Here is a 24,090-nt window from a genome sequence, read left to right as displayed (position 1 = left end):
ATTAAAATTTTATTAATAAGGAGTGTAGACATGAAATATAATCAATATGCTTATGTTCAGACCGATTTTGATCAAAAAGTCAAAGAATTAAGAAGTATCAATTTTTTACCACAGAACTTCCAAGATTGGACCTTTTATGATCTACTTGGAAAATTAGTAAAAAATGTTATTGCAGAAGCTAAAAGTGACGAAGCAAAAACTGCTAAACTCAGTGAATTTGCGGTTTCTGATCAAGAAACTTTTACAGAATTTTTGGCGAAAAAGCCTGAAAGTATTGGAACTAACCAATTCTATAATGTTGCCTTGCAATTAATTGGTTATCATGTACATTACGACTACCAACTTGATAATCCAACTGGCTTTATGGAAAAGAATGCCCTTCCTGTAGTAAAGGACATTAATGATATCCGAAGATTAATTTCTGCATTTTATCGTCTTCTTAATACTCGAACTAAGAACGGTCAACTATTGATTGATGTAATGGCCTCTAAGGGCTATTTCACTCAATTCTGGGGTCAAAATCAATTTATGTATTTCAATGGAAAAGCACTCCCCGTATTTAATACCGAAAAGGTCATCCGCGAAGTTGTTTATGTGGAAACAGATCTTGATACTGATCAAGATGGTCAAAGTGATTTAATCCAAGTTACTGTCTTTCGCCCAGTTGAAAGTAATAACGGCTTAAAAGTCCCAGCTTTATATACTGCTAGTCCTTACTTCGGTGGTATTATTGCAAATGAAAAACGAAACCATAATGTTGACGAAAACTTGACTGATGCCACTAAATGGACTGATCCTAAATATGTAGCAAGTCCTGAAGTTAAGGCTCAAAAACCTGGAAATGAAGATCGCCCTTCAACTGAAGAAGCTGTTCACAAATCTTCATATCCTTTAAATGAATACCTTTTGGCACGTGGATTTGCAAGTGTCTTTGCTGGCGGAATCGGAACACGTGGAAGTGATGGGCTTAGAATTACTGGAGCACCTGAAGAAACTGAATCAGCAAAAGAAGTTATCGAATGGCTTCACGGTGATCGAATTGCTTATACTGATCGTACTCGTAAACATGAAACTAAGGCTTCTTGGTGTAACGGAAACATTGGTATGACTGGTAGATCCTACTTGGGAACTTTACAAATTGCCGTTGCAACCACTGGCGTGGCCGGCCTTAAAACTGTAGTTTCTGAAGCCGCAATTTCTTCTTGGTATGACTATTATCGTGAACATGGACTGGTAATTGCTCCTGAAGCTTGTCAGGGAGAAGATTTAGATCTATTAGCAGAAACTTGTCAGTCAAACTTATGGGATGCAGGATCATATCTTAAAATCAAACCAAAATATGACGCAATGCAAAAAGATCTTTTCACAAAGGAAGATCGGACAACTGGACAATATTCTGATTATTGGGAAGCCAGAAACTACCGTCACCACACTAACGGAATCAAATGTTCATGGATCAGCGTTCATGGTCTAAACGATTGGAATGTAAAGCCTAAGAATGTTTACAAGATTTGGCAGAAAGTTAAGAACTTACCAATTAAGCATCACCTTTTCCTTCATCAAGGACCTCACTACAATATGAATAACTTTGTTTCAATCGACTTTACCGATTTAATGAATCTTTGGTTTGTTCATGAATTACTTGGTGTAGAAAACAATGCATATGAACAATGGCCAACTGCAATGATTCAAGACAATCTATATGCAGATAAATGGCATGAAGAAAAAGACTGGTCAGATGACTTAGGACAAGCAGTTACCTACTATCCAACAGACGACCATGAATTACATAAAGATGGAAACGGTAAAGAAAAGCAAAGTTTCGTTGATCATGGTGGTAAAGAATTTAAAAAAGCAAAAATCTCTGAAGAAGATTGGCAATATAAATTCATTTGTGGTGATCAAAAATGGGCCAAGGCAAGTTTACGTTACACTACCAGTGAATTTATTCATCCAACCACAATTGTTGGCAGACCCGAAGTTAAAGTGAGAGTAAGTGGTTCACTTCCTAAGGGTCAATTATCAGTAGCGTTAGTAGAACTTGCAGATCGTAAACGGCTTACCCCTACTCCAAAATTCTTAATGAGAAATGGTCAAGAACTTGGATATCGTTTTGGAACTGATACACTACAAGAATTTGTTCCAGACAAATTGACTCACGCAAAACTGATTACCAAAGCACATATGAATCTACAAAACTTTGAAGATCTGAAAAAGCCAAGTAAAATCGAAGCAGATCAATTTGTCGATCTAAGTTTCAAACTTCAACCAACATATTACACAATGCCTGTTGGTTCAAAATTAGCCTTAATTATTTATTCAACTGACCAAGGCATGACTAAGAGGCCACTCGAAGATGAAACTTATACAGTTGATCTTGCAGCGACTGAAATTAAGTTTTATCAAAAATAAAAACAAAAGAAGCAGCGGATTTGAAGTTCGCTGCTTCTTTTTTTACTTAATTTTTTCAATTAAATACGTTAATTCATTATTATTAAACGAGCGTCCATAAATTGACATAACCTGTTGTTTGATTGATTGATCATCAAAATTTGATGCCCTATAAATTTTAATTAAACTAACTAATGATTTCGTTCGTTTCTTATTTAATAAATTCGTTATTTCTGATTCAGTCAACATTCATACGCCTCATCTATTACTCTCTCATATAATCAATATATTAAAACTAAGAGTATTCTAACAAATTCAACTGACATATTTCAATATTTCGCATGTTATTTAAAGTTATATTGTCATCTTTATGTATCTAATATGTAAGCATATCAGCATATTTTTTGCTATTTTTTAATGTAAACCATGTTATATAATCATTTTTCTAATCTTTTTTTATTGGTCTGTTTTTTTAACTAATATACTAAACTTATTAGTATACCTTTAACAAATTTTGTCGTATAATAGTAGTACATTACCATATAGGACATAAGTAGCTAAATATACCAAAAACACTACTAGCTACTTATTTCATAAACAATATATGGGAAATGAAGCATATTTGCATTTATTAAACGACAATAGTTTCGATAATGTCTATTTATTTTGATTCACTACATATTACGAAATACTGTTTATTAGTTTATTGGGTGTGTTACCCACCTTCATTTAATTGAAGAAAGTTGTTTTGAAGCAAAACTATTCATTTATCTCACTATTTGAAACAACTATGATCTAATAATACTTTTATTTATCAGCAAATAAATAATATACTGAATGACTATAGCGTGGTTCTATCTAAATGTAACATCTAAACACGTCTATTTTATATAGCGGTTAATTATTAATTAACTATTTCTGCTAATAACAAATATGAAAAAGGAACTAAGTTTAACTTAGTTCCTTTTGTTTATTTTAAAACTAGTATGGATTCCACTCGCTTAATAAAGCTAGCTGCAAAATTTTTAAGTCTGATCATTTTAATTTACTTAATAAAAAAGCCTGAAGTCTATTAGACCCCAGGCTTCGGCAATTGCGTATGAAAACCGTTCTGGCCCTCTCTGGAGCCAATTAAAAGGTTGATAAGTATCTATTTTTGAAGCGAGTTAAGTATTACTTCATCAACTTTATCTATTTCTTTCATCTTAACAGCAACTTGTTCATCAGTTGATGTAGGAATATTTTTGCCAACAAAGTCAGCTTTAATTGGTAATTCACGGTGACCACGGTCAACCAAAGCAGCAACACTAATTGTTCTTGGGCGGCCTTGATCCATTAGGGCATCCATGGCCGCTCTAATTGTTCGACCGGTGTAAATTACATCATCGATTAAAACGACATTCTTATCATTAATCTCAGCTCCAACTTGTTCAGAATTGATAACTGGATCTTGCTTTAAACTTGCATCATGACGATCATCACGATAAAGAGTAATATCAAGTTCACCTAAAGGCACATCAACTCCTTCAAGCTCTTTGATTCGATCATGAATTCTTTGAGCAAGATAAACACCACGAGTTTTAATTCCGACAAGAACTAAATCTTGTGTACCTTTATTATGTTCAATAATTTCATAAGTAATTCTAGTTAGTGCTCTCTTCATTGCGAGTTCATCCCAAATTTGCTTAGCCATTTTTACCTCCTGTACTTGCCCTATGAAAAAAACTCCTGAATCTGGTTAGACTAGGAGCTTCTCTGTAAAGTTAATCATTATTAAACTTTAAACGAATCACTTTGCTAGCCTCACGGGACTAATTTAAAAGTTGTACTTGATCGATTAAATGATAATCATGCCTTTGGTTTTTGTCAATAGTTTTAATTAAATTCAACCTTGCCAACTAATTGATTAATATCTTTAACATCCATATTTTGAAGAATCAAAATTTGGGATCCTTGGAATTGGAAATAATAAGATAAATCTCCTTGAAGCAGTCATTTTGACTGTCTTTTTTTATTTCAAAAATGATACGATATATATACATATAAAATATTTAGGAGATTTTAAAATGATCAAAAAAGCAAATCAAATACTTGGACAAGGTTTTGCTTCTAAATTGACCTTCACTCTAGCCAGAGGAATCGCTGTCGGTTTAATAACTGGCCTCGTTGTAAGTATTTTCCGTTGGATAATTGATCATACAATGCAAATTTTGTACAACATTTATCCGCAAATGGCCAATAATCCTTGGCTAATGATTCCTTATATAATATTAATGGTTTTGATTACTTTAGTATTAGGAAAAATAATTGGTCCCTATTTGAATGAATTAACTGGTTCAGGTGTACCACAAATCGAAGCAATTTTTATTAATGAAAACAAAATGCCTTGGTGGGCAATCCTTTGGAGAAAATTTGTTGGTGGTTTGCTATCAATTTGTCCTGGATTAATGCTTGGACGTGAAGGCCCATGTATCCAAATGGGATCAATGATCGGTCAAGGACTTGGGGAAGAAATTTTTCATGGTGACAAAGAAGAAATTAGAATTTTACAAGAAAGTGGTGTAGCAGCTGGTCTTTCGGCAGCCTTTAGTGCACCTTTATCTGGTGTCTTTTTTCTTGTTGAAGAAATTACCTTCGAATTTAAACCACACAATGTTCTTTCAGCATTAGCTGCGAGTTTTTCAGCTGACTTTGTTACAGTTTTATTCTTTGGTACTACACCGTGTCTATACCTACCTATTAGAAATCATTTACCACTTCAATCATACTGGCTTTTACCAATTATTGGAATTATCCTTGGATTACTTGCTTATGTTTACCAATATGCATTATTAAGCCTTAAACCACTATATAGTAAGATAAAGTTAATCCCGTCGAAATATCACAGTATAATTGCTTTCATATTAATTATTCCAGTTGGACTTTGGGATGCGCATATGCTTGGTGGCTCACATGTTTTAATCAACGATTTAGTAAATCGCAGTGCGGATACTCATATTAATATGGGTGCATGGACTTTCTTAATGGTCCCATTAATTGTATTTTTGATTAGATTCTTATTTTCTATGATTTCATACGGAGCATCAGTTCCTGGTGGTATCTTTATGCCAATCTTAGTATTAGGAACGTCACTTGGAGTACTATTCGCAAGTATTTTCATCCATTCTAATTTATTAAGTCCAGATTATTATCCACATATAGTTGTTATCTCAATGGCTGCATACTTTGGCGCAATTGAAAAGGCTCCATTTACTGCTGTAATCTTAATTACTGAAATGGTTGGCAGCGTTGAACAAGTATTACCAATGATCATAACAACTTTTGTCGCATATTACGTTCTTGATCTCCTTGGTGGTAAACCAATTTATGAAGCACTTAGAATTCAAATGAACTTTAAACCTTTAAAGGATTAAAAAAAGTCGATTCTGTAGTGAGACCTAAAAGTGAAATACTTTTAGGTCTTTTTCTATGTCTAAATTTAATAAAGAAGAAAAGGCCTGAATTCGATATTCAATCGAATTCAGGCCCTAATTAATCCCATGTTTTAAAATTTAACAATCATATCTTCTTTGCTCGAGAAAAGCCTTCCGTATATAAACTTAATACTATTGATATAAAAATTGTATTTTTACTAGAATTGAATAATTTGATCTGCCTTGTTGATGAGTTTATTACTGTATACATGAGTAACATATAATACTGTTTTATGCGGTAAATCAAAAATTTTATCTTCAATTTTTTCTAAAGCTTCTTGTAATGTAGATGAAATTCAGTGATGTCTATATACCACTTTCATATTATGCAAAGGCATGAAGAATTTACGTCTGATCAAATTGATTGTTTCTATATACCTTCATACTTTAGGGTATTTGACAAAGAGCCTTGGTGTTGGCAATAAATATTTTTACTTACTATTATTCAACTTCAAATATCTGGTATTGAAAGCATAAATACAGATTAGCATAACAATTATTACTGGAACATTCATTATCATTACCCCGACAATATGAGGATTACCTAAATCTGATTTTGCTAACTGTGGAGAAAAATCTTGAAAAAAGTGGAAAATTATACACCACGTCAACCCATTGGTCCATATATGCAAATAACTAAAAATCAAGCCTAAAAGAAATGTAATTATTATTTGACCTAGGGTTGAAATAAGAGGTTGATGGGTTAAATTAATCAAGTGAGATAAACTGAACAAGGCAGAGCTTGTTATAGCTGTCCAGAAAATATTAAACTTGCTTTTACGAAAGATTAACAAGAAAATATCGAAGAGAATCCCCCTAAACATGAATTCTTCACAAACCGCGGCAATTAGGGCTGCTAAGCCAATTACAACAACTTGATGTATTGGTAATTTAAACACTGAACTAACATTGATTAAATCCAACAACACTTTCAATACCAAAATAATCAAAGTAATCTTTATTAACCATTTGTCTAGTGGTTTTACTTGCTTGTTAAATACCCTAGTAGTGAAACTAAAATGTTTTGTAACCGCAACAAAAAATGTAACTAAGATGGCCATTACTATAACGCGACAATTTTTACTCAATAAACTCAATAAAACTGGGTAAAGTTGATAACATAGCTGAAGCATTACTTCCAGTATGATTAATCCAATTATCGTTTTCTTCACATTATCCTTATGATCTAGTTCAACTTCATCAGCTATTGCCAAATAATATTTATTTTCCATAAGTTCACCCATTTTTTGATATCTAATGTTTTATGAAATAGTGATATAACAAAAATCCAGTTTTGATCTATAATCAAAATTGGATTTTTATATATACAATTCTAATGATTAGCTTCAATAGCATCTATAATAAACAATACTAAAATCATTACAAACATGACCGCAAAAACAAGTTTACCGAAATTGGTTTTGGGATGCCAAATAAAACTGACTAAAAGTAATGTATTTGCAATACCAAATGTAATGCTTGTTTTATTTTTTATCATTAACCAAAAACCTCAACTACAGTTTTTAAAATGTTATAAGCAACTACGCCACCCTTAATTCCCTTGGCAGTTTGATAACCGTAATTCCAAGCTGATGAATGACCTCGACGTCCACCTTCAATACTTTTCAATTCTTTAACACTAACCATTTCAAAATTATTATTCATTTTTCTCCTCAACTTTCTAGCAACTTTCTAACAACAGTATCTTTTTACCTATAACTAACTAGTTAAACCACTTAAAAAGCCTTGGCCAAATTGTTCAATTGACCAATACCATGGATGATGTCTTTTACTACCACCTACGATATTAACTAATTGATCTGAATTCAATTGCGTAAATGTAATTGTATTAGTCAAAATTATATACCTCCAATAAATTTTTAAGCCTGCCTCGCTTAGTAGTTCTAAGCGTCTCATCAACTTACATATATAATTCTAACAGGAATAGCTTCTTCTCCACGCAATCATCCTAAATTGACAACATATGCGTCAAATTTTGTCATACTACACAATTTGACTAAAAACTGGTCCCTATATAAAAAAGTCACCGTTTATCTAATTTACTTTTAGATAAAGTACGTCCTTCTCGAATATACTGTTCTCTACTATTCTTTTCATTTTTACCGATATAGCCTTTTCTGTACTTTCCATTTTTCTGACACTGGTGAAAGTAAAGTACATCCTAACATTACTTTTCCAAAATTCTTAATAATATTACACTTCAGCAATTTAATCTTGCCTCACTTAGTATCTCAAGAGGCCAATCAACTTATATGTATACTTCTAGCGAGCTTAGTCTTACTTCCACATTATCGCCATAATTTGATAACATATGAATAAGATTCGGTTGTAATTCTAAATTTAATAGCACTACTTTGACAATAAAAAAGAACAATAACTTCAATAATTATTGTTCCCATTAATCTACTTAGAATTTAATACCTCTGATTTAATATAATTAAAATAACTAATTCTGCCGGTAATGATGGTCACTTTTCCTTGTGTCCCATATCGTAAAAACTTTCTCTTAGACTTAGTTGTCTTAATTAAAGCATCTACTTTAAAAACATTAATACCTTTCTGTTGCACTGGATATGTACCTATGCTAATAACTTTACCATTGAGTATTGTAAGTACTCCCTGCCTATTTTTAACTTGAAATCGAATTTTTTGTCCACTAGCAAGAGTAGCTACTTCATCATCTGGAATGTAGGTTACTATTTTAAGAATACTTTTATCTTTAATATCGGGCATAGCAACAATATTTTCAGCATCTAAATGTACTATGATATTATTTTTTATCAATCTCTTTTTGTTATCAGCCAAAGTAATAGTAGTACCTTTTGAAATTTTTTGTCCTTCTTTATACTCATTATTTTTCAAAGGAACAACATAATCTGGTGTAACAACACCTATACTATTAACTACATTCTCATGCACAGCAAAAAAGGAACCTATAAATAATAAAATTACTAAAATAAATGCTGGTAAAATTATCATTGCTGAAAAGTTACGAAACTTATATGAATAAAACTTACTACTTTCCAGATTTTGATTATTCATTTCAGACTATCTCCTAACTTCTTACCAAATCATAATAATAACCTTGTTTTGCAATCAATTCGTCATGATTCCCCTGCTCCACAATTTTTCCTTGATTCAAGACCACAATATTATCCGTTCTTTTCGCAACAGCCAAACGATGCGCAATAAAAATTACAGTCTTATCCTTTAGGCTTATTAAATTATCAACTACCTTTTTCTCCGTGATTGTATCTAATCCACTTGTTGCTTCATCAAAAATCAACACTTTAGATGGTGAAAGAAGTGCTCTAGCAATCGTTAGTCTTTGCTTTTGTCCCCCTGATAAAATTTTAGCATTCTCATCCAATTGAGTATCAAGTCCTAATGGTAGCTTCTCAATATCATTTTTTATTTCTGCAATTTGACATGCTTCGTCTATATCTTCTTCCGTTATATTAGAACGACTTCCTAATATAAGATTTTCTTTAATAGTACCTGCAAAAACATAAGGAGTTTGTGGAACATAATTTACATATGAACGTAGAACGTGCTTATTTATCTCTTTAGTTGAATAATTATTAAAAGTTACTTTACCTTTTATTGGACTAAAGAAATCAACCAATAGCTTAACCAAAGTTGACTTACCAGATCCACTCATCCCTACAATAGTTATTTTTTCATTATCATTGATAGTCAAGTTAATATCTTTTAAAACATCTTCACCATATCCATAACGGTAATTAACATGTGAGAAATTAATTTTTCCATTTAAATCACGAATACTATTAACTGAAGTTTTATTTTTAAATTCACTTTTAACTATATAAACTTCATTTAAACGATTTTGAGCCACATTTGCAGCTTGAAGCTTAGGTTGTAGGTTAATAATATTTTGTAATGGATCAACAAAATACGATAATAACGCATTAAATGCCATCAATTCACCAATAGACATCTGGTTATGTATTACAATACTAGCACCCACCCAAAGAATAATGACATTCAACGATAATCTAATAAAAGATTTCAAAACTGTCTGAAAAGCTTCTGTTTTATTATATTTAAACGACTTTCTCAGATAATCCACAAATTGACTATCAATCTTTTGATATCGAACTTGCTCACTGTTAAGTGCTTTAATTGTTTCAATTCCTTGAATATCTTCAATAATTGATGAACTAACTACTGCATTACTTTCCATCTGGTCATTATTTAATTTTTCAAAGCGTTTAGAAAACCAAAAAATCACAATTATATAGAATGGTAATGAAGCTAATGTAATAAAAAATAATGTCATGCTTTGAACTGCCAAGATAATACCCATCAAAATCACAATAGAAAGATCTAGGAACAATGAGATTACAGTACTTGCTAGGGCATCAATAATCCTACTTGCATCAGAAAAACGTGAAGTAATTTCTCCTGTTTTTCTAGTAGTAAAAAATTCCATTGGTAACTCAAAAATATGTCTAATATACCGCAAATTAAGATCAATTGATAGCCGCTGACCTAAGACATTTAATAAAAATTGTTGTCCATATAAAAAAATTGAGTTAAAGACATATGCAATCAATAACCCAATAGCTAAGATTGATAAAGTTGTAAATGTACCATTAGGAATATAAGTGTCAATCAACCCCTGTACAAAGTACGAACTGCAAATACTAATCAAAGTCATCAATAAAGCAGCTAATATGATATTTCTAACCAATTTTTTCTGCTTAAACATATACGGAAAAAGAGACAACAAATCATTCTTTTTTTCTTTTACAGGCTTAAAGTCCACTTTAGGGGTCATTAATAAAGTAATCCCAGTCCATTCTTTTTCAAATGACTCTCTAGACATTTTCTTAATCCCACTGGTAGGATCAGGATCAGCAACAATTATCTTTCTTTTAGTACTTTTAAGAACTACGTAGTAGTGCAGTATTCCTCCGTCTTTTATTACATGAACAATAAAAGGATATTGAATATCACTTATATCAAATAAGGACATATCTGCTTTAACCGCTTGAACATTCATGTCAAATTTTTCGGCAGTTTTAACTAAACCTAACGCAGTAGTTCCCTCAGTATTTGTTTTAGCAATATGACGCAAACGTGCTATGGATACTCGAGAATGATAGTTCTTTAAAATCATTGCTAAACATGCTGCACCACAATCTGTTTCATCAATTTGTGGAACATAAATTGATTTATATCTAAGTGAGACTACCATTTTCTTCTTCCTTCTTAGCTAGCTTTTCAGTTTTATAATTATACTCAGCCAATAAATCTTTCATTCTTTTTACACTAGTACGTGAAAAATCTTCAACATCCCCGTTAATAAACGATACACGATGTTGCTTCAAATCAATCGACTTAATATTCTTAGGATTTACTAAACATGACTGATTAATCTTCTCAAGTAGCGGATTTTCTTGAGCATATTGATTAATGCTACCTAAAAGTTGCATTTCTCCTGTTGTCAAAATCATCAATAATTTATGTGGAGTAACAGTCGTAGAAATATAAATAATGTCATCGATATTTACATTCCTAGTCTGTCGACCAATCTTATATGAAAAAGTCATTTTTTTCATATAATTAAACTTGTGTAAGTTATAAATAGCTATCTCAACCGTCTTAACCATCATTCGTCTAAGCTTATCTAAATCAGATGTTTTTACGATATAATCTATTGGACCTAAACGCCTTCTAAATGTGATTAAAGATAAATCAGCATGACTAGTAACAAAAATTATCTGTGCACGTTCGTCATTCTTCTTAATTAAAGAAGCCAAATCAAAACCGGTATCATTTTCAGTGTCACCACCTAATTCGACATCTAAAAAATAAATACCACCATCTAGCTTGTGATCTTTCAAATAGGTAATAGCATCCATATAATTTTTAGCTGTGGCAATTGAAAATTCTACCTCTTCATCATCCGAAAGGATCATCTCAGCCGCACCAAGAATTTTTTTAGTTTGTTCAATTTGATCCTGATCATCATCGCAAATAAAAACTGGATATTTCATTTTAATCTGTTATCTCTCTTTCTTCATCAGATAATATCGTTAAGTCGAAGTTAAACCAACCATTATCAACGTAATAGTTAACGATAATCGTATCTTCATACTTATGGGTAATTTCCTTTACATTAGCTAAACCAATACCCATATGATGTTTCTTAGTGGTAAAGTTCTTTTGACTCATTTTATCCGTCGCTACAGTATCTTTGCGAACTCGGTTACGGATTTGAAATTCAAAATCACCATTCTCTTGATAATACATGGCATCTATTTGTGCAGTGTTAGGATCATTCGTTTCCCTAATTAATGCCATGCTCTCCTCAGCCGCATTATCAAACGTGATTCCAATAATTCTAACCAAATCTAAAATATCAATTTTTCCAGGAACTTGATAAATGTTCTGCTCACAATCAAAACTATAATTCAAATCCAAACTATATAATTTAGATATCTTAGCAATTGCAATACTTTTTAAATTCTTTTCATGAATATGATTTACACCCTTATATTTTCGAAGTGCTTTCTGATCAAACTGAGTATTTGTATACTGATCCAGCATTTTGATTACTTTTTTTGTATCCCCGTCCTGAGCACTAACTTTCAGACTATTTAATATATTTTGATAATCATGCTTGAAGCGTCGAAGATCGTCTTCATTTTTATCAAGATAGCTCGAATATTCTTGCAACTGTCGCATTTCGGACTTTAATTCCTGCTGTTTAAGAACAAGTTCTCTATTCTCTGCTTCTTTTGCTTTTCTATCTGCATTTGCTAGTTTAAGTTTGAGCCTTTGTTCTTTTTGCTCTTGCTCGGTTAAAAGTTTCTTTTGAATATTAACTGCCGTCGAATAAGCAAATATAGAGAAAGTTATCTGAAGTATTAATAAACTTAAAGATATTTCAAATAATATTGTTATACGTTTATTTTGCAATGCTAACAAGTAAACAATAGCACTTGAAAAATAAACATATAAAATCAATCCAATAAAAATTGAACTATTTCGATCATTTAAAAATTCACGGACTCTTAAATAATACTTTTGGATTATGCATACAACTAAAAAATCTATTAACAAAAAGATAAAAATAATACTGCTGAATTTAATATCAAAAAATAGCAGCAATATTTCAACACTAATTGTCATAAAGAGATCCAATAATTCAAAAAATGAGATCAATCCAATAATTAACTTGGCTTTTTTCTCTTTTCTTACAAAATAGGAAAAAAGAAATACTAAAATTGCTTGAATAATATCTATGAAAAAATCATCTATTTGTGTCAGACTCCCAAGGAAAACACATATTCCAATGAAGATTACTGAAAAAATATAATCTCTTCTCTTAAGTTTCCAACCTGACACCCTATAAAAAATATATAAATCAACTATAGGAGAAAATAAAGCCTGAAACAGCATTTTTACTTTAATCCAAAAATTCTCTTCCAATTAAAACGATTTTCATGTTTTTTATCGCTTTTTAAATCTCTAAGGTAAAAAAAGCTTTCATTTGGATCAATTAATCCACCTAAAAATCCACCTTTAACTTCAACTAATTTCTTTTCATTCAAGTTCTTCATAATATAAAACATCCTTTCAATTTGTTAATCTTTACATATCAATATTACTATGCATTCAATTTTATTTTCAAAATCGTCATATTCAGCACTATTTTGATCATATTACGCATTTTTATTTAAAAAGGACCCTCCACCAAACTATTTTTAAAGATGTGTGTCTAGTCTTTGATCTTCCATTAACAATTTTCTTTAAAATAAAATAGGTAATTCTGTATAAATTTTCTTTTACTTAAAAAAACTATGAAAAAAGCCTACGCTATTTTAAACAGCAAAAAGTATTTCATCATATTCTGCATCATTTAACTCATATTTTCTAAAAGCATGATTAACATCAGGATTTTCAATTTGAGGCACTTCCTTAATCTCTTAGCCAGAATCAGACTCGAAGATAACAAAATCAAAGATGAGGATTAAGTAATTATTAAATTGCTTAATCCTCATCTTTGATTCTTCATCAACAGAATTCGACAAAGAGCCATTAAAAATCCTAACTCCGAAAGCATACGGAATCAAGCCTTAATTAATTCTGCATTTTAAGCTAGTTTTACTTTAATATTCAAAGCATCTTTTACACTTTGATAAACAGTTGAAACATGTAAAACATGGTCCAAAAAATCTTGTCTTTGCTTGTCGTCCATGGATTCACTATCAAAAGAAACTTTAATTTCCATTGTAGATACAATCGATTTTCCATGACCTAATTTTTCAGTAATAGCCTGATTTTCAAGCCTAAAGTTTTTTACATCTAATCTATGAACTTTAATAATCATTGCCGCTGAGATAGAAATACATGAATTAACGGCTCCAGTTAAGTATTCAACAGGATTAGGAGCAGTTTGATTTTCATCACTAATAAATTCTAAATCACCAGTCTGATTAAAAACCTGCCATTCCTTATCTCCAACATGTGATTTCACTATGTATTCTGTCATTAACCAACCTCTATCTATTTAAAATTCCAATTAATCTTGCGTTTATATTTTTCACCAGGAAGCAAGGTAATTGCATCAAGATCATTACTTGCAGAGGGTGCCTCTTGTGCTTCCAATGTAATTCCGTCATATTGACCAACATTACTTGCACTACCGGTATGATTAAAATGATTACCTGTATAAATCACCAAAGCTGGTGCATTTGTTGTCATAACCATTTCATGATCAGCACTTCTTAAAATTGCTGCTGGTTTATTACCATTTAGAATAAACGGATGATCGAGACCATTTCTCAAGTTAATCTGCGGATCATTTGAATTCAATGCCCTTTTAACTTTCTTAAAGTTTCTAAAATCAAAGGCTTTATTAGCTACCTCCTGCATCCCATGATCTGGCAACCCATCTTCACCAACCGGTAAGTAATAGTCTGCAGCAAGCTTCAATTCAAGATTCTCCGCTCTATCTCCTAAAGTGAAATATGTGTGGTTAGCAGGATTGAAAATTGTCAATTTATCGCTTAAGGCAGTCAACTTATAAGATAAATTATTTTGATTATCTAATTCATATACTGCTTTAATTTTCAAATCACCTGGAAATCCATTTGCACCATCAGGATCAAATAGAGTGAAGATCACTCCAATTTTATCATCCTTTGTAAAGGGTCTAAAATTCCAAACTCTCGTATCAATACCATTTCCACCATGGATATGATTTTCACCATCATTTTTTAGTAATTGGAAAATTTCATTTCCGTGTTTCCATTCCCCATCTTTGACACGACCACAAATTCTTCCAACAGTACCACCTAAAAAGTTTCTCTCTTTTGAATAATCAATTGGAGATTCAAGGGACATAACCATATTTTTTCCATCTGACATGACTACCTTTTCAAGAGTTGCTCCATAATTTAGAAGCTTAACTGTCATACCTTGATCATTTTCTAAGCTTATTTCACACAGATCATGACCATCTTTTCGTTCATATTTAATAAAAGATGTCTTCATTTTATTTGCCTACTTTTTCAACTAAAGCACTAATGAAACGTTCCCATCCTTTATCTCCAGCTTCATCTTGCTTGAAGACGCCGGCACATTGAAGAACTTTTTCAAAAACTTCAACTAAGCTTTGATCAAGAATTTGATCAACATTTTCTTTAGTGATCTTATTTTGACTCTTAATCTTATCTGCCCATTCTACGTGACTTTCAGCTATTTCATTATCTTGATCGAGTAAGTACTTCTTAACTTCTTCAAGTTCATTCTTAAGTCGACCTGGTAAGATTGCTCTACCCATAACTTCAATTAAGCCAATATTTTCCTTCTTAATATGCCATAGTTCTTGGTGCGGATGGAAAATACCCAGTGGATATTTGTCACTAGTATTGTTATCACGAAGAACAAGATCAAGAACAAACTTCTCACCATCACGGTGCATAATTGGAGTTACTGTATGGTGTCTTATCTCACCCTCAAATGCCCTTATGTTAAGTGCTTCATCTGAATAATGATTCCAGAAATTAATAATTTTAGTACCAAGATCAATCAAATCAAGTGAATTTTTACTGATCAATCTCAAATCACTCATTGGCCAGTCAACAATACCAGCCTCAACATCAGGATAATCGTCAAATTTAACTGACTTCTTAATTTTGGCCTTCATCATTGGAAAAACATGCTTACCACCTTGATAGTGTTCATGTGCTAACATTGACCCACCAACGATAGGTAAATCAGCATTTGATCCAACAAAATACTCTGGAATTTGCTTTTCAATTTCAACTAAGTTAATTAAAGTTTGCTGATTGATAACCATTGGAATATGCTTTTGATCAAGAAAAATACAATGTTCATTGAAATAAGCATATGGGGAATATTGGAATCCCCAAGCACGACCACCAACGTTCATTCGAATAATGCGTAAGTTGGAACGAGCATTTTTACCATAGCCACCAATATAGCCCTCATTTTCTAGACAAAGTGCACATTGAGGATATTTCTTGCCGGTTGCTTTAGCAGCCGCGGCAATTGCTTTAGGATCTTTTTCAGGCTTTGACAAATTAATCGTGATTTCTAGCTCATGCCCTTCATCAAATTTACCTGAAAATTCAATATTTTTGGCAATGGCTTCTTTTTTTACATAGTCATTATCTTCGCAAAGCTTGTAAAACCAATCGGTGGCTTCTTTAGAAGATTTTTCCATCTTTTGCCAGAAAATTTCATTTGTTTTCGAGGGTATTGGTGTTGCCAAATCATAAAGTTGATCATTTAAGACTTCTCTTGAAGTAATATCATCTGCAATTTTCTTATTACGTACAGCCATTTCAACTAATTGCTTTACTGGTTTTTCTTCGGTTAATTCTTCATCTTCATCACCAACTAAAGCTTTGATTTTATTAACTACATAGACACGATCAAGTGGCTGATAGCTGCCATTTTCAATGACATCTTCAGTAAACTTTTCAATAACTTTCATTTTTATCTCCTAGTTAAATTCTCTTCGTTCCATCTACGATCTCTGCATCATAGAAACTTGCGTCATAACCAATCTTATTGCGATAAATCTTACCGACGTTCTTCTTAAATTCTTCAGCCTTATCCTTCTTAACAATTGCAATGGCACTTCCTCCGAAACCGCCACCGATCATTCTGGCACCAAGAACACCGTCTTGCTTCCAAGCAGCTTCAGCTAGAGTATCAAGTTCTTTACCAGTTACTTCGTAGTCATAATGAAGTGAAACATGTGAAGCGTTAATTAAGCGGCCTAATTTTTCAAGATCTGCATCTTCCATTGCCTTAGTGGCATGAAGCGTTCTTTGATTTTCAAATACAGCATGGCGTGCACGCCTAATTTCGGTTTCATCATTAATTAAGTATGAATATTCATCAAAGCTTTCTTCATCTAACTCACCAAGAGCTTTGATATTTAATTTGGTTTGCAATTTAGTTAGCGCATCATGACATTCACGAACTCGATCATTATAAGCCGAATCAGCTAATGTATGTTCCTTATTAGTAGACATGATGATGATTTCGTATTCGCCAAGCTTTAATGGCTTATATTCATATTCCATTGTGTTGGTATCAAGGAAAATTGCATTATCCTTCTTACCCATAATGCAGGCAAATTGATCCATGATACCCGAATTAAGTCCAACGAATTCATTCTCTGTTTTTTGACCCAGCTTTGCTAAGGTTACGCGATCAACATCTAAATTAAATTCATCTTTCAAGATAATTCCCATAAGCATTTCAATTGCGGCCGAACTAGAAAGACCAGAACCTGATGGAAGTGTTGCTTTGATGTATAAGTTAAAGCCATGATTAATCTTATCTCCATCTGCTCTTTCTTTAAGGTAAGTTAGCATCCCTTTGAAGTAGTTGGTCCAGAAGCGGTCATCTTTTTCAACGCTTGAGTCATCTAAATCAAATTCAACGATGTCACCGTCTACATTTCCTGAGTAAAGTCTAACTTTGTTATCTTCTCTTGGACCATAAACACCGTAGACACCTAAACTGATTGCTGCAGGAAAGACATGACCGCCATTATAATCAGTGTGCTCACCAATTACATTAATTCTGCCTGGTGAGAAGAAGACGTCTTTTGCATCTTCACCATAAACATTTTTATATTCTTTAAGTAATTCCTCTTTATTCATTGCTAATTCCTCATCCGAAATTTTTGTAATCGTTTTTATAAATAAGTATATTACTTTTTATTTATTTAGTAAATATATTTACTAATAACATTAATATTTTTTACTTTAAAACAAAAAAATAAAGAGGATACCCTCTTTATTCAAAACTTTTTCTAATTACTAGCTCCGTATTCATTGTTAAATGAATAGTTGGCCGATCCGGATGATTAATTTTACTTTGTAAAGTATCGAATGCAATTTGTGCCATAGCATTTTGATCAATATTATAAGTTGAAAGTGGTGGTGATACGTATTGTGACACGTCACTATTATTAATACTTATGATTGCAGTATCTTGCGGTACTTTAATTCCATGTTCGTTAAAAACTTGTAAAACCCCAACACTTAAAGTATCTGATGCAATTACAAACGCTTTTGGTAATTTTTTACAATCATTTATCGCTTGTTCTGCTAACTTACGACCATTTTCCACACTTACAATACCTGATGAAAATACTTTTATTTCTTTAAAGTTCTTCAACTTACTATACTCACTAAAAGTTATTTCACGTATATCCCTTTGTGATTTACCATCTAGAGTAAAACTCTCTGCCCCTATATAGCCTACCGTTTGATAACCTTTTTTACTTATTCGATCTAGTGCATCTTGAATGGTCAAAGATAAGTTTGGCTGAACTGAATCAAATAACTTTGGAGCCGGGTTTATATCAATAAAGACACCATTTGGAAGAACTTTTTTTAGTTTCTTAAGAGTTGAATATGTAAGTTTACCTGTCCCCACACCAATAAATCCTTGATAAGATTCAGCACTTTTTAACAATTCTTCAGCCTCGGTAAAGGTATCTAATTCAATAGATTCTTTCCTAGCCGTTTGTTTAATTGAATTTTTCAAAAATGCAAAATATTCATCTTGTAAATGTTCATTTCCATTAACTCGATATAATAATGCAATATTCGGCTTAATATTTACTCGTTTCTGCTCAAAATAGCCTAACTCATGAGCTACTTTGATTATCTTATTTTTTGTAGTTTGACTAACAGATAATTTTGGATCGTTATTTAAAAGACGTGAGACCGTAGCCGCCGAATATCCTGCTTTCTCTGCAATTTCCTTAATAGTTACCATATAAATTTCTTTTCTAATATATTATAATTACTAAAGATATTATACATAAAAGTAGTGTTTAATAAAGCATTTACTATTTTTGGTAAAACTATTTACTAAGCATAACTTCAATGTTAAAATGAAATCGGTTTCAAATAAAGAATTCAAAAAAGGAGTAAAAATATGCGTGTTTTAGTTATCGGTGGTGCGGGCTATATCGGTTCACACGCTGTTAAGCAATTAGTAAAAGATGGAGAAGATGTTGTAGTTCTCGACTCACTCTACACTGGTCACAGAAAGGCTGTTGATCCAAAGGCAAAATTTTATCAAGGTGATATTGAAGATACTTTCCTCGTATCAAAGATTTTACGTGATGAAAAGATCGACGCTGTAATGCACTTCGCTGCTTATTCACTTGTTCCAGAATCAGTTAAGAAGCCACTTAAATACTACGACAACAATGTTTCTGGTATGATTAGCCTTCTTGAAGCAATGAATGACGCTGGCGTAAAGTACCTCATCTTCTCATCAAGTGCCGCAACTTATGGTATTCCAAAGAAATTACCAATTACTGAAGACACTCCACTTAACCCAATCAACCCATACGGTGAAACTAAGATGATGATGGAAAAGATCATGGCTTGGGCTGACAAGGCTGACGGCATTAAATGGACTGCACTTCGTTACTTCAACGTTGCTGGTGCTTCAAGCGATGGTACAATCGGTGAAGACCACGCCCCTGAAACTCACCTTATTCCTAATATTTTAAAGAGTGCAATTTCAGGTGATGGTAACTTCACTATTTTTGGTGATGACTATGATACTAAAGATGGTACAAACGTACGTGACTACGTTCAAGTAGAAGACCTAATCGATGCTCACATTCTTGCACTTAAGCACTTAATGGAAACTAACGAGTCAGATGTCTTCAACTTAGGTACTGCTCAAGGTTACTCAAACTTAGAAATCTTGAATGCTGCTAAGGACGTTACTGGAATTGATATTCCATTCACTATGGGTCCAAGACGTGGCGGTGACCCTGATAGTTTAGTTGCCGATTCAACTAAGGCTAGAACTATTTTAGGTTGGAAGCCAAAGCATGAAAATGTAAATGAAGTTATCGAAACTGCTTGGAAGTGGCACCAAACCCATCCAAATGGTTATGAAGATAAGTAAAACAAATAAATAAAATACATATTTTTAAGAACCGAATCATTTTGATTTGGTTTTTTTGTTGAATATAAAAACTCAGGAACTTAGCAATGTCTTATCTAACATTGGTAAATTTCTGAGTTTTATTTTTATATTATCTTACAAATCGAATAACTTATAAGTTTCTTTTTTTATTTCTTCTAATGAACTGTATTCCAAGAAACAGGAACTGAAGTTAAGCCACTTGTTACACTTGCAGTAGTTCCATGAATAAAATCACTAACTGGTTTAGGAGCTTTAAAGTGATGGGTTTGAATATATTGAATAATTTGATAATATAGTCTGGCATAAATAGTTTGAACTGCTTCCCCATTTTCTGCTTTATCAATAGCCTCATCAAACATTTTAATTAATTCTGTATCATGTTCAACTTCAGGCGTAAAGCGCACTTCTTCAAGCGCATTTTTAAAGGTCATTATATCTTGAGAAAGTTCTGAATTTTTATTTTTACCAAACATATCAGTACCTCTTATTATTTTAACTTTTTGTCCATTATACTTAAAACCTGTCCAATGGTCATTTTCAGGTGCTTGTACCCATCCTCCACTTTTACAAACCGAACAACAATAAGTTCTTTCCTTCTACATTCATAGAACCATCCTTCTTTAATTGGTTTAATGAACGTAAAACGAAACTTCTTTGATTGCCATGCAACTTCTTAGCAGCTTTCATTGCTGCGTTAAAGTCACGCTTATTGTCTGCTCTCTTAAGGTTAGTGTTCAATCTATTAGCAATTCTCTTAAGTGGTTTAGTTACACCACGCATAGATTTGCTATTTAGATAATAATATTGCAAGCCAGATTGAGTTGTCCAACTAGAATATTTCTTATCTTTTGAAGCAACTAAATATACTGGTGCACCAGCTCCACGACCTTTAACATCAAGAACTTTTTCAACTCTAAACTTGATCTTTTGAACGTTTTTAGGACTGATGCTTCTTGCGCCCTTAGCAGGGATTGCATTCTTAACTAGCTTGTTGTAGTTTGACTTACCAACATAAATCTTAGAAGCCTTACTGCTGTTAATAATTCGCATGATATAGCCTTCTCTTGTTAGACTAACATCATTTTTAACAACTGCAACAGGTGTGGTCTTACTACTTGCAGCATTTACTGACATAGGTGCAACAGCCAAGGTACCAACTGTACCAGCTACTAATAATGCACCAGTTATAAATTTTTGAAACTTCATTTTAAACACAGCCTTCTTTTAATAAATTAACATAAGTTTACTCAACTACCTATTCGTAACTTACATAGAATATACTAGCAGGATTGCATGACTTGGAATCATTCCATCAAAAATGATCTGTTTCAATATCAAATCTATTTTACTAATTTAAATATGATTCCAAAATGCATCAAATATGATCTGAATTAAAGATATTTTCAATATCTTACGATTTTTAAGATTTAATTTTATCAAATAAATGTTGCATCGTTTTGTATGCCGACTGAGAAAATTCAGCAACATCACCATTTACAAAAGTAACTTTGTAATTAGGTAAATCAACCAGCTCTACATTTTTAGGGTTTATCAAACAAGATTGGCTAATTTTTACCAAAGCTGAAGATTCCTTAGCATATTGATTGATACTACCAAAAAATTGATTCTGTCCATTTACATTTACCATGAGCAATTTATGTGGAGTTGAAGTCGTAGAAATATAAATAATATCATCAATATTTACATTTCTTACTTGTCTGCCAACTTTATAATGGAAAGTAAGTTTTTCTGTATAATCGAAATTTTTAATATTCGAAATTGATACTTCTAAAGTTGCAACGAGTCTTTGTTTAAATCTATCATGATCATTTTCGTCCCTTGGCTTTACAATATAGTCAACTGGCCCAAGTCTTCTTTCAAAAGAGATCAAAGATAGATCAGCATGTGTAGTAATAAAAATAACTTGCGCTTTTTTGTCTTGGCTCTTGATTATCTCAGCTAAATCAAAGCCATTATTTTGACCAACTTCTTTACCAAGTTCAACATCTAATAAATAGATTCCACCAGTAACGACATTATCCCTTAAATATTTTTTTGCAGTTTTAAAGTCATTGGCAGTTACTGTATCAAATGTAATTTCAAAATTATCAGAGAGTATTTTTTCCGCCATTCCAATCATTTTAACAATATCATTGACTTGTAACGGATCATCATCACAAATAAAAACAGGATATTTCATTCTAAATTTCCTCCACTTTTTCTTCATCTGGCATAATTTCTAGATCAAAAGTAAACCATCCATCCTTAATTCCGTAGCTAATAAGCATAAATTGTTCATACTTAACACTTATTTGTTCAACATTTGCTAAGCCAATACCAGTATGATCTTTTTTAGTTGTATAGCCGTCTTGGCTCATAGTTTCCGGTGTTAGTTCTTCAGTTGGTGCTACCTTATTTCTAATTCTAAATTCAAAGTTACCATCTTCTTGATAGTACATCGCATCAACTCTTGCACTATCAGTATCTCCAGTGTGTTCAATCAGCTTGTGACTCTCCTCAATTGCATTATCAAAGGTAATTCCAATAATTCGCACTATATCCAAAATATTTACAGATTTTGGAATATCCTTGATTTCTACTTCACAGCCAAAACTATAAGGAATCTTTTCATTGTAGAGTTTTGCTAATTTAGCTATTGCAATACTCTTTAACTCTTCTACATGAACATGGTTAACACCCTTATATTTACGAAGTGCCTTTTCATCAAACTGAGTATCTGTATATTCAGTTAGCTGCTTTACAACAGCGGCAGTATCCCCTTTTTCTGCGCTAATTCTCAGACCATTTAAAAGATTCTGATAATCATGCTTAAAATGTCGAAGTTCATCTTCATTTTTATCAAGATATTCAGAATATTCTCTTAATTGTGCATTTTCAGTACGTAGTTGCTCTTCTTTTAAAGCTAGTTCTCTATTCTTTATTTCAGTATTTTCTTTTTTGGTCTCCATTAATTTCAATTGTAATTTTTGTTGTTTTTGCTCTTGCTCAGTTAATAAGTTCCTTTGAATACGTACAATTCCTATATAAACAAGAACCGCAAAGAAAGTTTGTAAAATCAATAACCCTAATGAAATTTGAATAACTTCTGTAGGTTTTTGATCGCTATAAAGATAATAAAGTACTACTTGCATCGAAATGTACAAATATATGACAATTCCTAAAAATATTGAACTATTCATATCTGTAAGATATGTCCTAATCTGTTTCTTATATTTATACAATAGAAATAAAGTTAATACATTAAATACACTGGTCCAAAAATATATTTGATTATCTAATTTGAATATTGAAAAGACTGAACTCACCAATATTTCAAGCACCATAAAAATAAGATCAACTAAGCTGAAAACTATAGCAGATCCTAATACAAGTTTTTGGTTATTGCCTCTTATTATTGCAAAATATATGTATAAACCTAAAATTTCAAATATAGTTATAAGCGGATAGAAATTATCAAAAAAGATTGTACATATAAGGGTTAAAAGAATAAAAACTAGAGTAAAAAGAGTAAGTATAATCTTGTCAACTCTACTTTTTAAAGAATTCGTTATCGTTACAAATATTAAAATATCAAGTAAAATAGAAATAATAATAAATATAGTTTGTAATATTGTTTCTAGAATCAAGAGACTGTAAAATAGTTTGTGTAAGGATGAATGATTCCTTAAATTTATTTCTTTAAACATTAGAAAAAGGAGTTCCT

General features: G+C 32.0%; 22 protein-coding genes. 3 read left to right on the top strand and 19 right to left on the bottom strand.

Going from position 1 to position 24,090, the window contains the following annotated elements:
* The first annotated feature begins 30 nt into the window (after window positions 1-30).
* On the top strand, window positions 31-2,412 hold the full coding sequence (locus NFR82_RS00110; protein ID WP_251716117.1) for a Xaa-Pro dipeptidyl-peptidase: 2,382 nt from the start codon (window positions 31-33) through the stop codon (window positions 2,410-2,412).
* Window positions 2,413-3,541: 1,129 nt separating this feature from the next.
* Here NFR82_RS00110 and pyrR read toward each other — a convergent pair.
* Entirely contained in the window at window positions 3,542-4,084 is a 543-nt protein-coding gene (pyrR, locus tag NFR82_RS00105; RefSeq protein ID WP_251716116.1) for a bifunctional pyr operon transcriptional regulator/uracil phosphoribosyltransferase PyrR, read from the bottom strand.
* 373 nt (window positions 4,085-4,457) lie between these two features.
* Between pyrR and NFR82_RS00100 the strand changes: the two genes are divergently transcribed.
* Complete coding sequence (locus NFR82_RS00100; RefSeq protein WP_251716115.1) at window positions 4,458-5,804, top strand: ClC family H(+)/Cl(-) exchange transporter; 1,347 nt, start codon at window positions 4,458-4,460, stop codon at window positions 5,802-5,804.
* Window positions 5,805-6,295: 491 nt separating this feature from the next.
* Here the strand turns inward: NFR82_RS00100 and NFR82_RS00095 are convergent, their stop codons facing one another.
* The 14 genes from NFR82_RS00095 to NFR82_RS00030 all read right to left on the bottom strand — a co-directional run bounded on the left by NFR82_RS00095 (window position 6,296) and on the right by NFR82_RS00030 (window position 19,190).
* The gene (locus NFR82_RS00095; RefSeq protein ID WP_251716114.1) at window positions 6,296-7,096 is read right to left on the bottom strand and encodes a CPBP family intramembrane glutamic endopeptidase; all 801 of its coding nucleotides are present in this window, start codon (window positions 7,094-7,096) and stop codon (window positions 6,296-6,298) included.
* Between the two features lie 101 nt (window positions 7,097-7,197).
* The gene (locus NFR82_RS00090; RefSeq protein ID WP_251716113.1) at window positions 7,198-7,362 is read right to left on the bottom strand and encodes a hypothetical protein; all 165 of its coding nucleotides are present in this window, start codon (window positions 7,360-7,362) and stop codon (window positions 7,198-7,200) included.
* Window positions 7,362-7,529: a hypothetical protein gene (locus NFR82_RS00085; protein ID WP_251716112.1), complete on the bottom strand. Its 168-nt coding sequence runs from the start codon at window positions 7,527-7,529 to the stop codon at window positions 7,362-7,364. The genes NFR82_RS00090 and NFR82_RS00085 overlap by 1 nt, the downstream gene beginning before the upstream one ends.
* Window positions 7,530-7,583: 54 nt before the next feature.
* On the bottom strand, window positions 7,584-7,721 hold the full coding sequence (locus NFR82_RS00080; protein WP_251716111.1) for a hypothetical protein: 138 nt from the start codon (window positions 7,719-7,721) through the stop codon (window positions 7,584-7,586).
* Window positions 7,722-8,288: 567 nt separating this feature from the next.
* Complete coding sequence (locus tag NFR82_RS00075) at window positions 8,289-8,927, bottom strand: HlyD family efflux transporter periplasmic adaptor subunit (protein ID WP_251716110.1); 639 nt, start codon at window positions 8,925-8,927, stop codon at window positions 8,289-8,291.
* A 13-nt stretch (window positions 8,928-8,940) separates the two neighbouring features.
* Complete coding sequence (locus NFR82_RS00070; protein WP_251716109.1) at window positions 8,941-11,106, bottom strand: peptide cleavage/export ABC transporter; 2,166 nt, start codon at window positions 11,104-11,106, stop codon at window positions 8,941-8,943.
* The gene (locus NFR82_RS00065) at window positions 11,090-11,908 is read right to left on the bottom strand and encodes a LytR/AlgR family response regulator transcription factor (protein WP_251716108.1); all 819 of its coding nucleotides are present in this window, start codon (window positions 11,906-11,908) and stop codon (window positions 11,090-11,092) included. The genes NFR82_RS00070 and NFR82_RS00065 overlap by 17 nt, the downstream gene beginning before the upstream one ends.
* A gap of 1 nt (window position 11,909) precedes the next feature.
* Window positions 11,910-13,346, bottom strand: a complete 1,437-nt coding sequence (locus NFR82_RS00060) for a sensor histidine kinase (RefSeq protein ID WP_251716107.1) — start codon at window positions 13,344-13,346, stop codon at window positions 11,910-11,912.
* Window positions 13,319-13,477, bottom strand: coding sequence for a hypothetical protein (locus NFR82_RS00055; protein WP_251716106.1), 159 nt, complete (start codon window positions 13,475-13,477; stop codon window positions 13,319-13,321). Before NFR82_RS00055 ends, NFR82_RS00060 begins: the two co-directional genes overlap by 28 nt.
* 533 nt (window positions 13,478-14,010) lie before the next feature.
* Window positions 14,011-14,409: an OsmC family protein gene (locus tag NFR82_RS00050; RefSeq protein WP_251716105.1), complete on the bottom strand. Its 399-nt coding sequence runs from the start codon at window positions 14,407-14,409 to the stop codon at window positions 14,011-14,013.
* Window positions 14,410-14,423: 14 nt separating this feature from the next.
* On the bottom strand, window positions 14,424-15,413 hold the full coding sequence (locus tag NFR82_RS00045) for an aldose epimerase family protein (RefSeq protein ID WP_251716104.1): 990 nt from the start codon (window positions 15,411-15,413) through the stop codon (window positions 14,424-14,426).
* Between the two features lies 1 nt (window position 15,414).
* Entirely contained in the window at window positions 15,415-16,881 is a 1,467-nt protein-coding gene (locus NFR82_RS00040; RefSeq protein WP_251716103.1) for a UDP-glucose--hexose-1-phosphate uridylyltransferase, read from the bottom strand.
* Window positions 16,882-16,894: 13 nt separating this feature from the next.
* Complete coding sequence (locus NFR82_RS00035) at window positions 16,895-18,064, bottom strand: galactokinase (RefSeq protein ID WP_251716102.1); 1,170 nt, start codon at window positions 18,062-18,064, stop codon at window positions 16,895-16,897.
* Window positions 18,065-18,200: 136 nt separating this feature from the next.
* A complete protein-coding gene (locus NFR82_RS00030; protein ID WP_251716101.1) occupies window positions 18,201-19,190 on the bottom strand; it encodes a LacI family DNA-binding transcriptional regulator in 990 nt (329 codons plus the stop codon).
* A 162-nt stretch (window positions 19,191-19,352) separates the two neighbouring features.
* On the opposite strand from NFR82_RS00030, the gene galE reads away from it, so the two are divergent.
* Window positions 19,353-20,345, top strand: a complete 993-nt coding sequence (gene galE, locus NFR82_RS00025) for a UDP-glucose 4-epimerase GalE (protein ID WP_251716100.1) — start codon at window positions 19,353-19,355, stop codon at window positions 20,343-20,345.
* Window positions 20,346-20,521: 176 nt separating this feature from the next.
* Here the strand turns inward: galE and NFR82_RS00020 are convergent, their stop codons facing one another.
* The 4 genes from NFR82_RS00020 to NFR82_RS00005 all read right to left on the bottom strand — a co-directional run bounded on the left by NFR82_RS00020 (window position 20,522) and on the right by NFR82_RS00005 (window position 23,566).
* Window positions 20,522-20,839, bottom strand: coding sequence for a bacteriocin immunity protein (locus tag NFR82_RS00020; protein ID WP_251716099.1), 318 nt, complete (start codon window positions 20,837-20,839; stop codon window positions 20,522-20,524).
* Between the two features lie 91 nt (window positions 20,840-20,930).
* Entirely contained in the window at window positions 20,931-21,572 is a 642-nt protein-coding gene (locus NFR82_RS00015) for a hypothetical protein (RefSeq protein WP_251716098.1), read from the bottom strand.
* A 214-nt stretch (window positions 21,573-21,786) separates the two neighbouring features.
* Entirely contained in the window at window positions 21,787-22,566 is a 780-nt protein-coding gene (locus NFR82_RS00010) for a LytR/AlgR family response regulator transcription factor (protein WP_251716097.1), read from the bottom strand.
* A 1-nt stretch (window position 22,567) separates the two neighbouring features.
* Entirely contained in the window at window positions 22,568-23,566 is a 999-nt protein-coding gene (locus NFR82_RS00005) for a GHKL domain-containing protein (RefSeq protein ID WP_251716096.1), read from the bottom strand.
* Between the last annotated feature and the right edge of the window lie 524 nt (window positions 23,567-24,090).

The sequence above is a fragment of the Lactobacillus agrestimuris genome (genome assembly GCF_943193025.1).
Taxonomy (GTDB): Bacteria; Bacillota; Bacilli; order Lactobacillales; family Lactobacillaceae; genus Lactobacillus; species Lactobacillus agrestimuris.
The sequence above is the reverse complement of the archived record's forward strand: the minus strand, read 5'-3'. Positions and strand labels throughout refer to the sequence as shown.

What these genes read in the sequence shown, in the direction of transcription:
- NFR82_RS00075 (WP_251716110.1), bottom strand. Translation starts at nt 8,927, where the DNA reads ATGAATAATCAAAATCTGGAAAGTAGTAAGTTTTATTCATATAAGTTT.
- NFR82_RS00050 (WP_251716105.1), bottom strand. Translation starts at nt 14,409, where the DNA reads ATGACAGAATACATAGTGAAATCACATGTTGGAGATAAGGAATGGCAG.
- NFR82_RS00095 (WP_251716114.1), bottom strand. Translation starts at nt 7,096, where the DNA reads ATGGAAAATAAATATTATTTGGCAATAGCTGATGAAGTTGAACTAGAT.
- NFR82_RS00100 (WP_251716115.1), top strand. Translation starts at nt 4,458, where the DNA reads ATGATCAAAAAAGCAAATCAAATACTTGGACAAGGTTTTGCTTCTAAA.
- NFR82_RS00040 (WP_251716103.1), bottom strand. Translation starts at nt 16,881, where the DNA reads ATGAAAGTTATTGAAAAGTTTACTGAAGATGTCATTGAAAATGGCAGC.
- NFR82_RS00015 (WP_251716098.1), bottom strand. Translation starts at nt 21,572, where the DNA reads ATGAAGTTTCAAAAATTTATAACTGGTGCATTATTAGTAGCTGGTACA.
- NFR82_RS00035 (WP_251716102.1), bottom strand. Translation starts at nt 18,064, where the DNA reads ATGAATAAAGAGGAATTACTTAAAGAATATAAAAATGTTTATGGTGAA.
- NFR82_RS00045 (WP_251716104.1), bottom strand. Translation starts at nt 15,413, where the DNA reads ATGAAGACATCTTTTATTAAATATGAACGAAAAGATGGTCATGATCTG.
- galE (WP_251716100.1), top strand. Translation starts at nt 19,353, where the DNA reads ATGCGTGTTTTAGTTATCGGTGGTGCGGGCTATATCGGTTCACACGCT.
- NFR82_RS00065 (WP_251716108.1), bottom strand. Translation starts at nt 11,908, where the DNA reads ATGAAATATCCAGTTTTTATTTGCGATGATGATCAGGATCAAATTGAA.
- NFR82_RS00030 (WP_251716101.1), bottom strand. Translation starts at nt 19,190, where the DNA reads ATGGTAACTATTAAGGAAATTGCAGAGAAAGCAGGATATTCGGCGGCT.
- NFR82_RS00020 (WP_251716099.1), bottom strand. Translation starts at nt 20,839, where the DNA reads ATGTTTGGTAAAAATAAAAATTCAGAACTTTCTCAAGATATAATGACC.
- pyrR (WP_251716116.1), bottom strand. Translation starts at nt 4,084, where the DNA reads ATGGCTAAGCAAATTTGGGATGAACTCGCAATGAAGAGAGCACTAACT.
- NFR82_RS00110 (WP_251716117.1), top strand. Translation starts at nt 31, where the DNA reads ATGAAATATAATCAATATGCTTATGTTCAGACCGATTTTGATCAAAAA.
- NFR82_RS00005 (WP_251716096.1), bottom strand. Translation starts at nt 23,566, where the DNA reads ATGAATAGTTCAATATTTTTAGGAATTGTCATATATTTGTACATTTCG.
- NFR82_RS00090 (WP_251716113.1), bottom strand. Translation starts at nt 7,362, where the DNA reads ATGATAAAAAATAAAACAAGCATTACATTTGGTATTGCAAATACATTA.
- NFR82_RS00085 (WP_251716112.1), bottom strand. Translation starts at nt 7,529, where the DNA reads ATGAATAATAATTTTGAAATGGTTAGTGTTAAAGAATTGAAAAGTATT.
- NFR82_RS00070 (WP_251716109.1), bottom strand. Translation starts at nt 11,106, where the DNA reads ATGGTAGTCTCACTTAGATATAAATCAATTTATGTTCCACAAATTGAT.
- NFR82_RS00055 (WP_251716106.1), bottom strand. Translation starts at nt 13,477, where the DNA reads ATGAAGAACTTGAATGAAAAGAAATTAGTTGAAGTTAAAGGTGGATTT.
- NFR82_RS00010 (WP_251716097.1), bottom strand. Translation starts at nt 22,566, where the DNA reads ATGAAATATCCTGTTTTTATTTGTGATGATGATCCGTTACAAGTCAAT.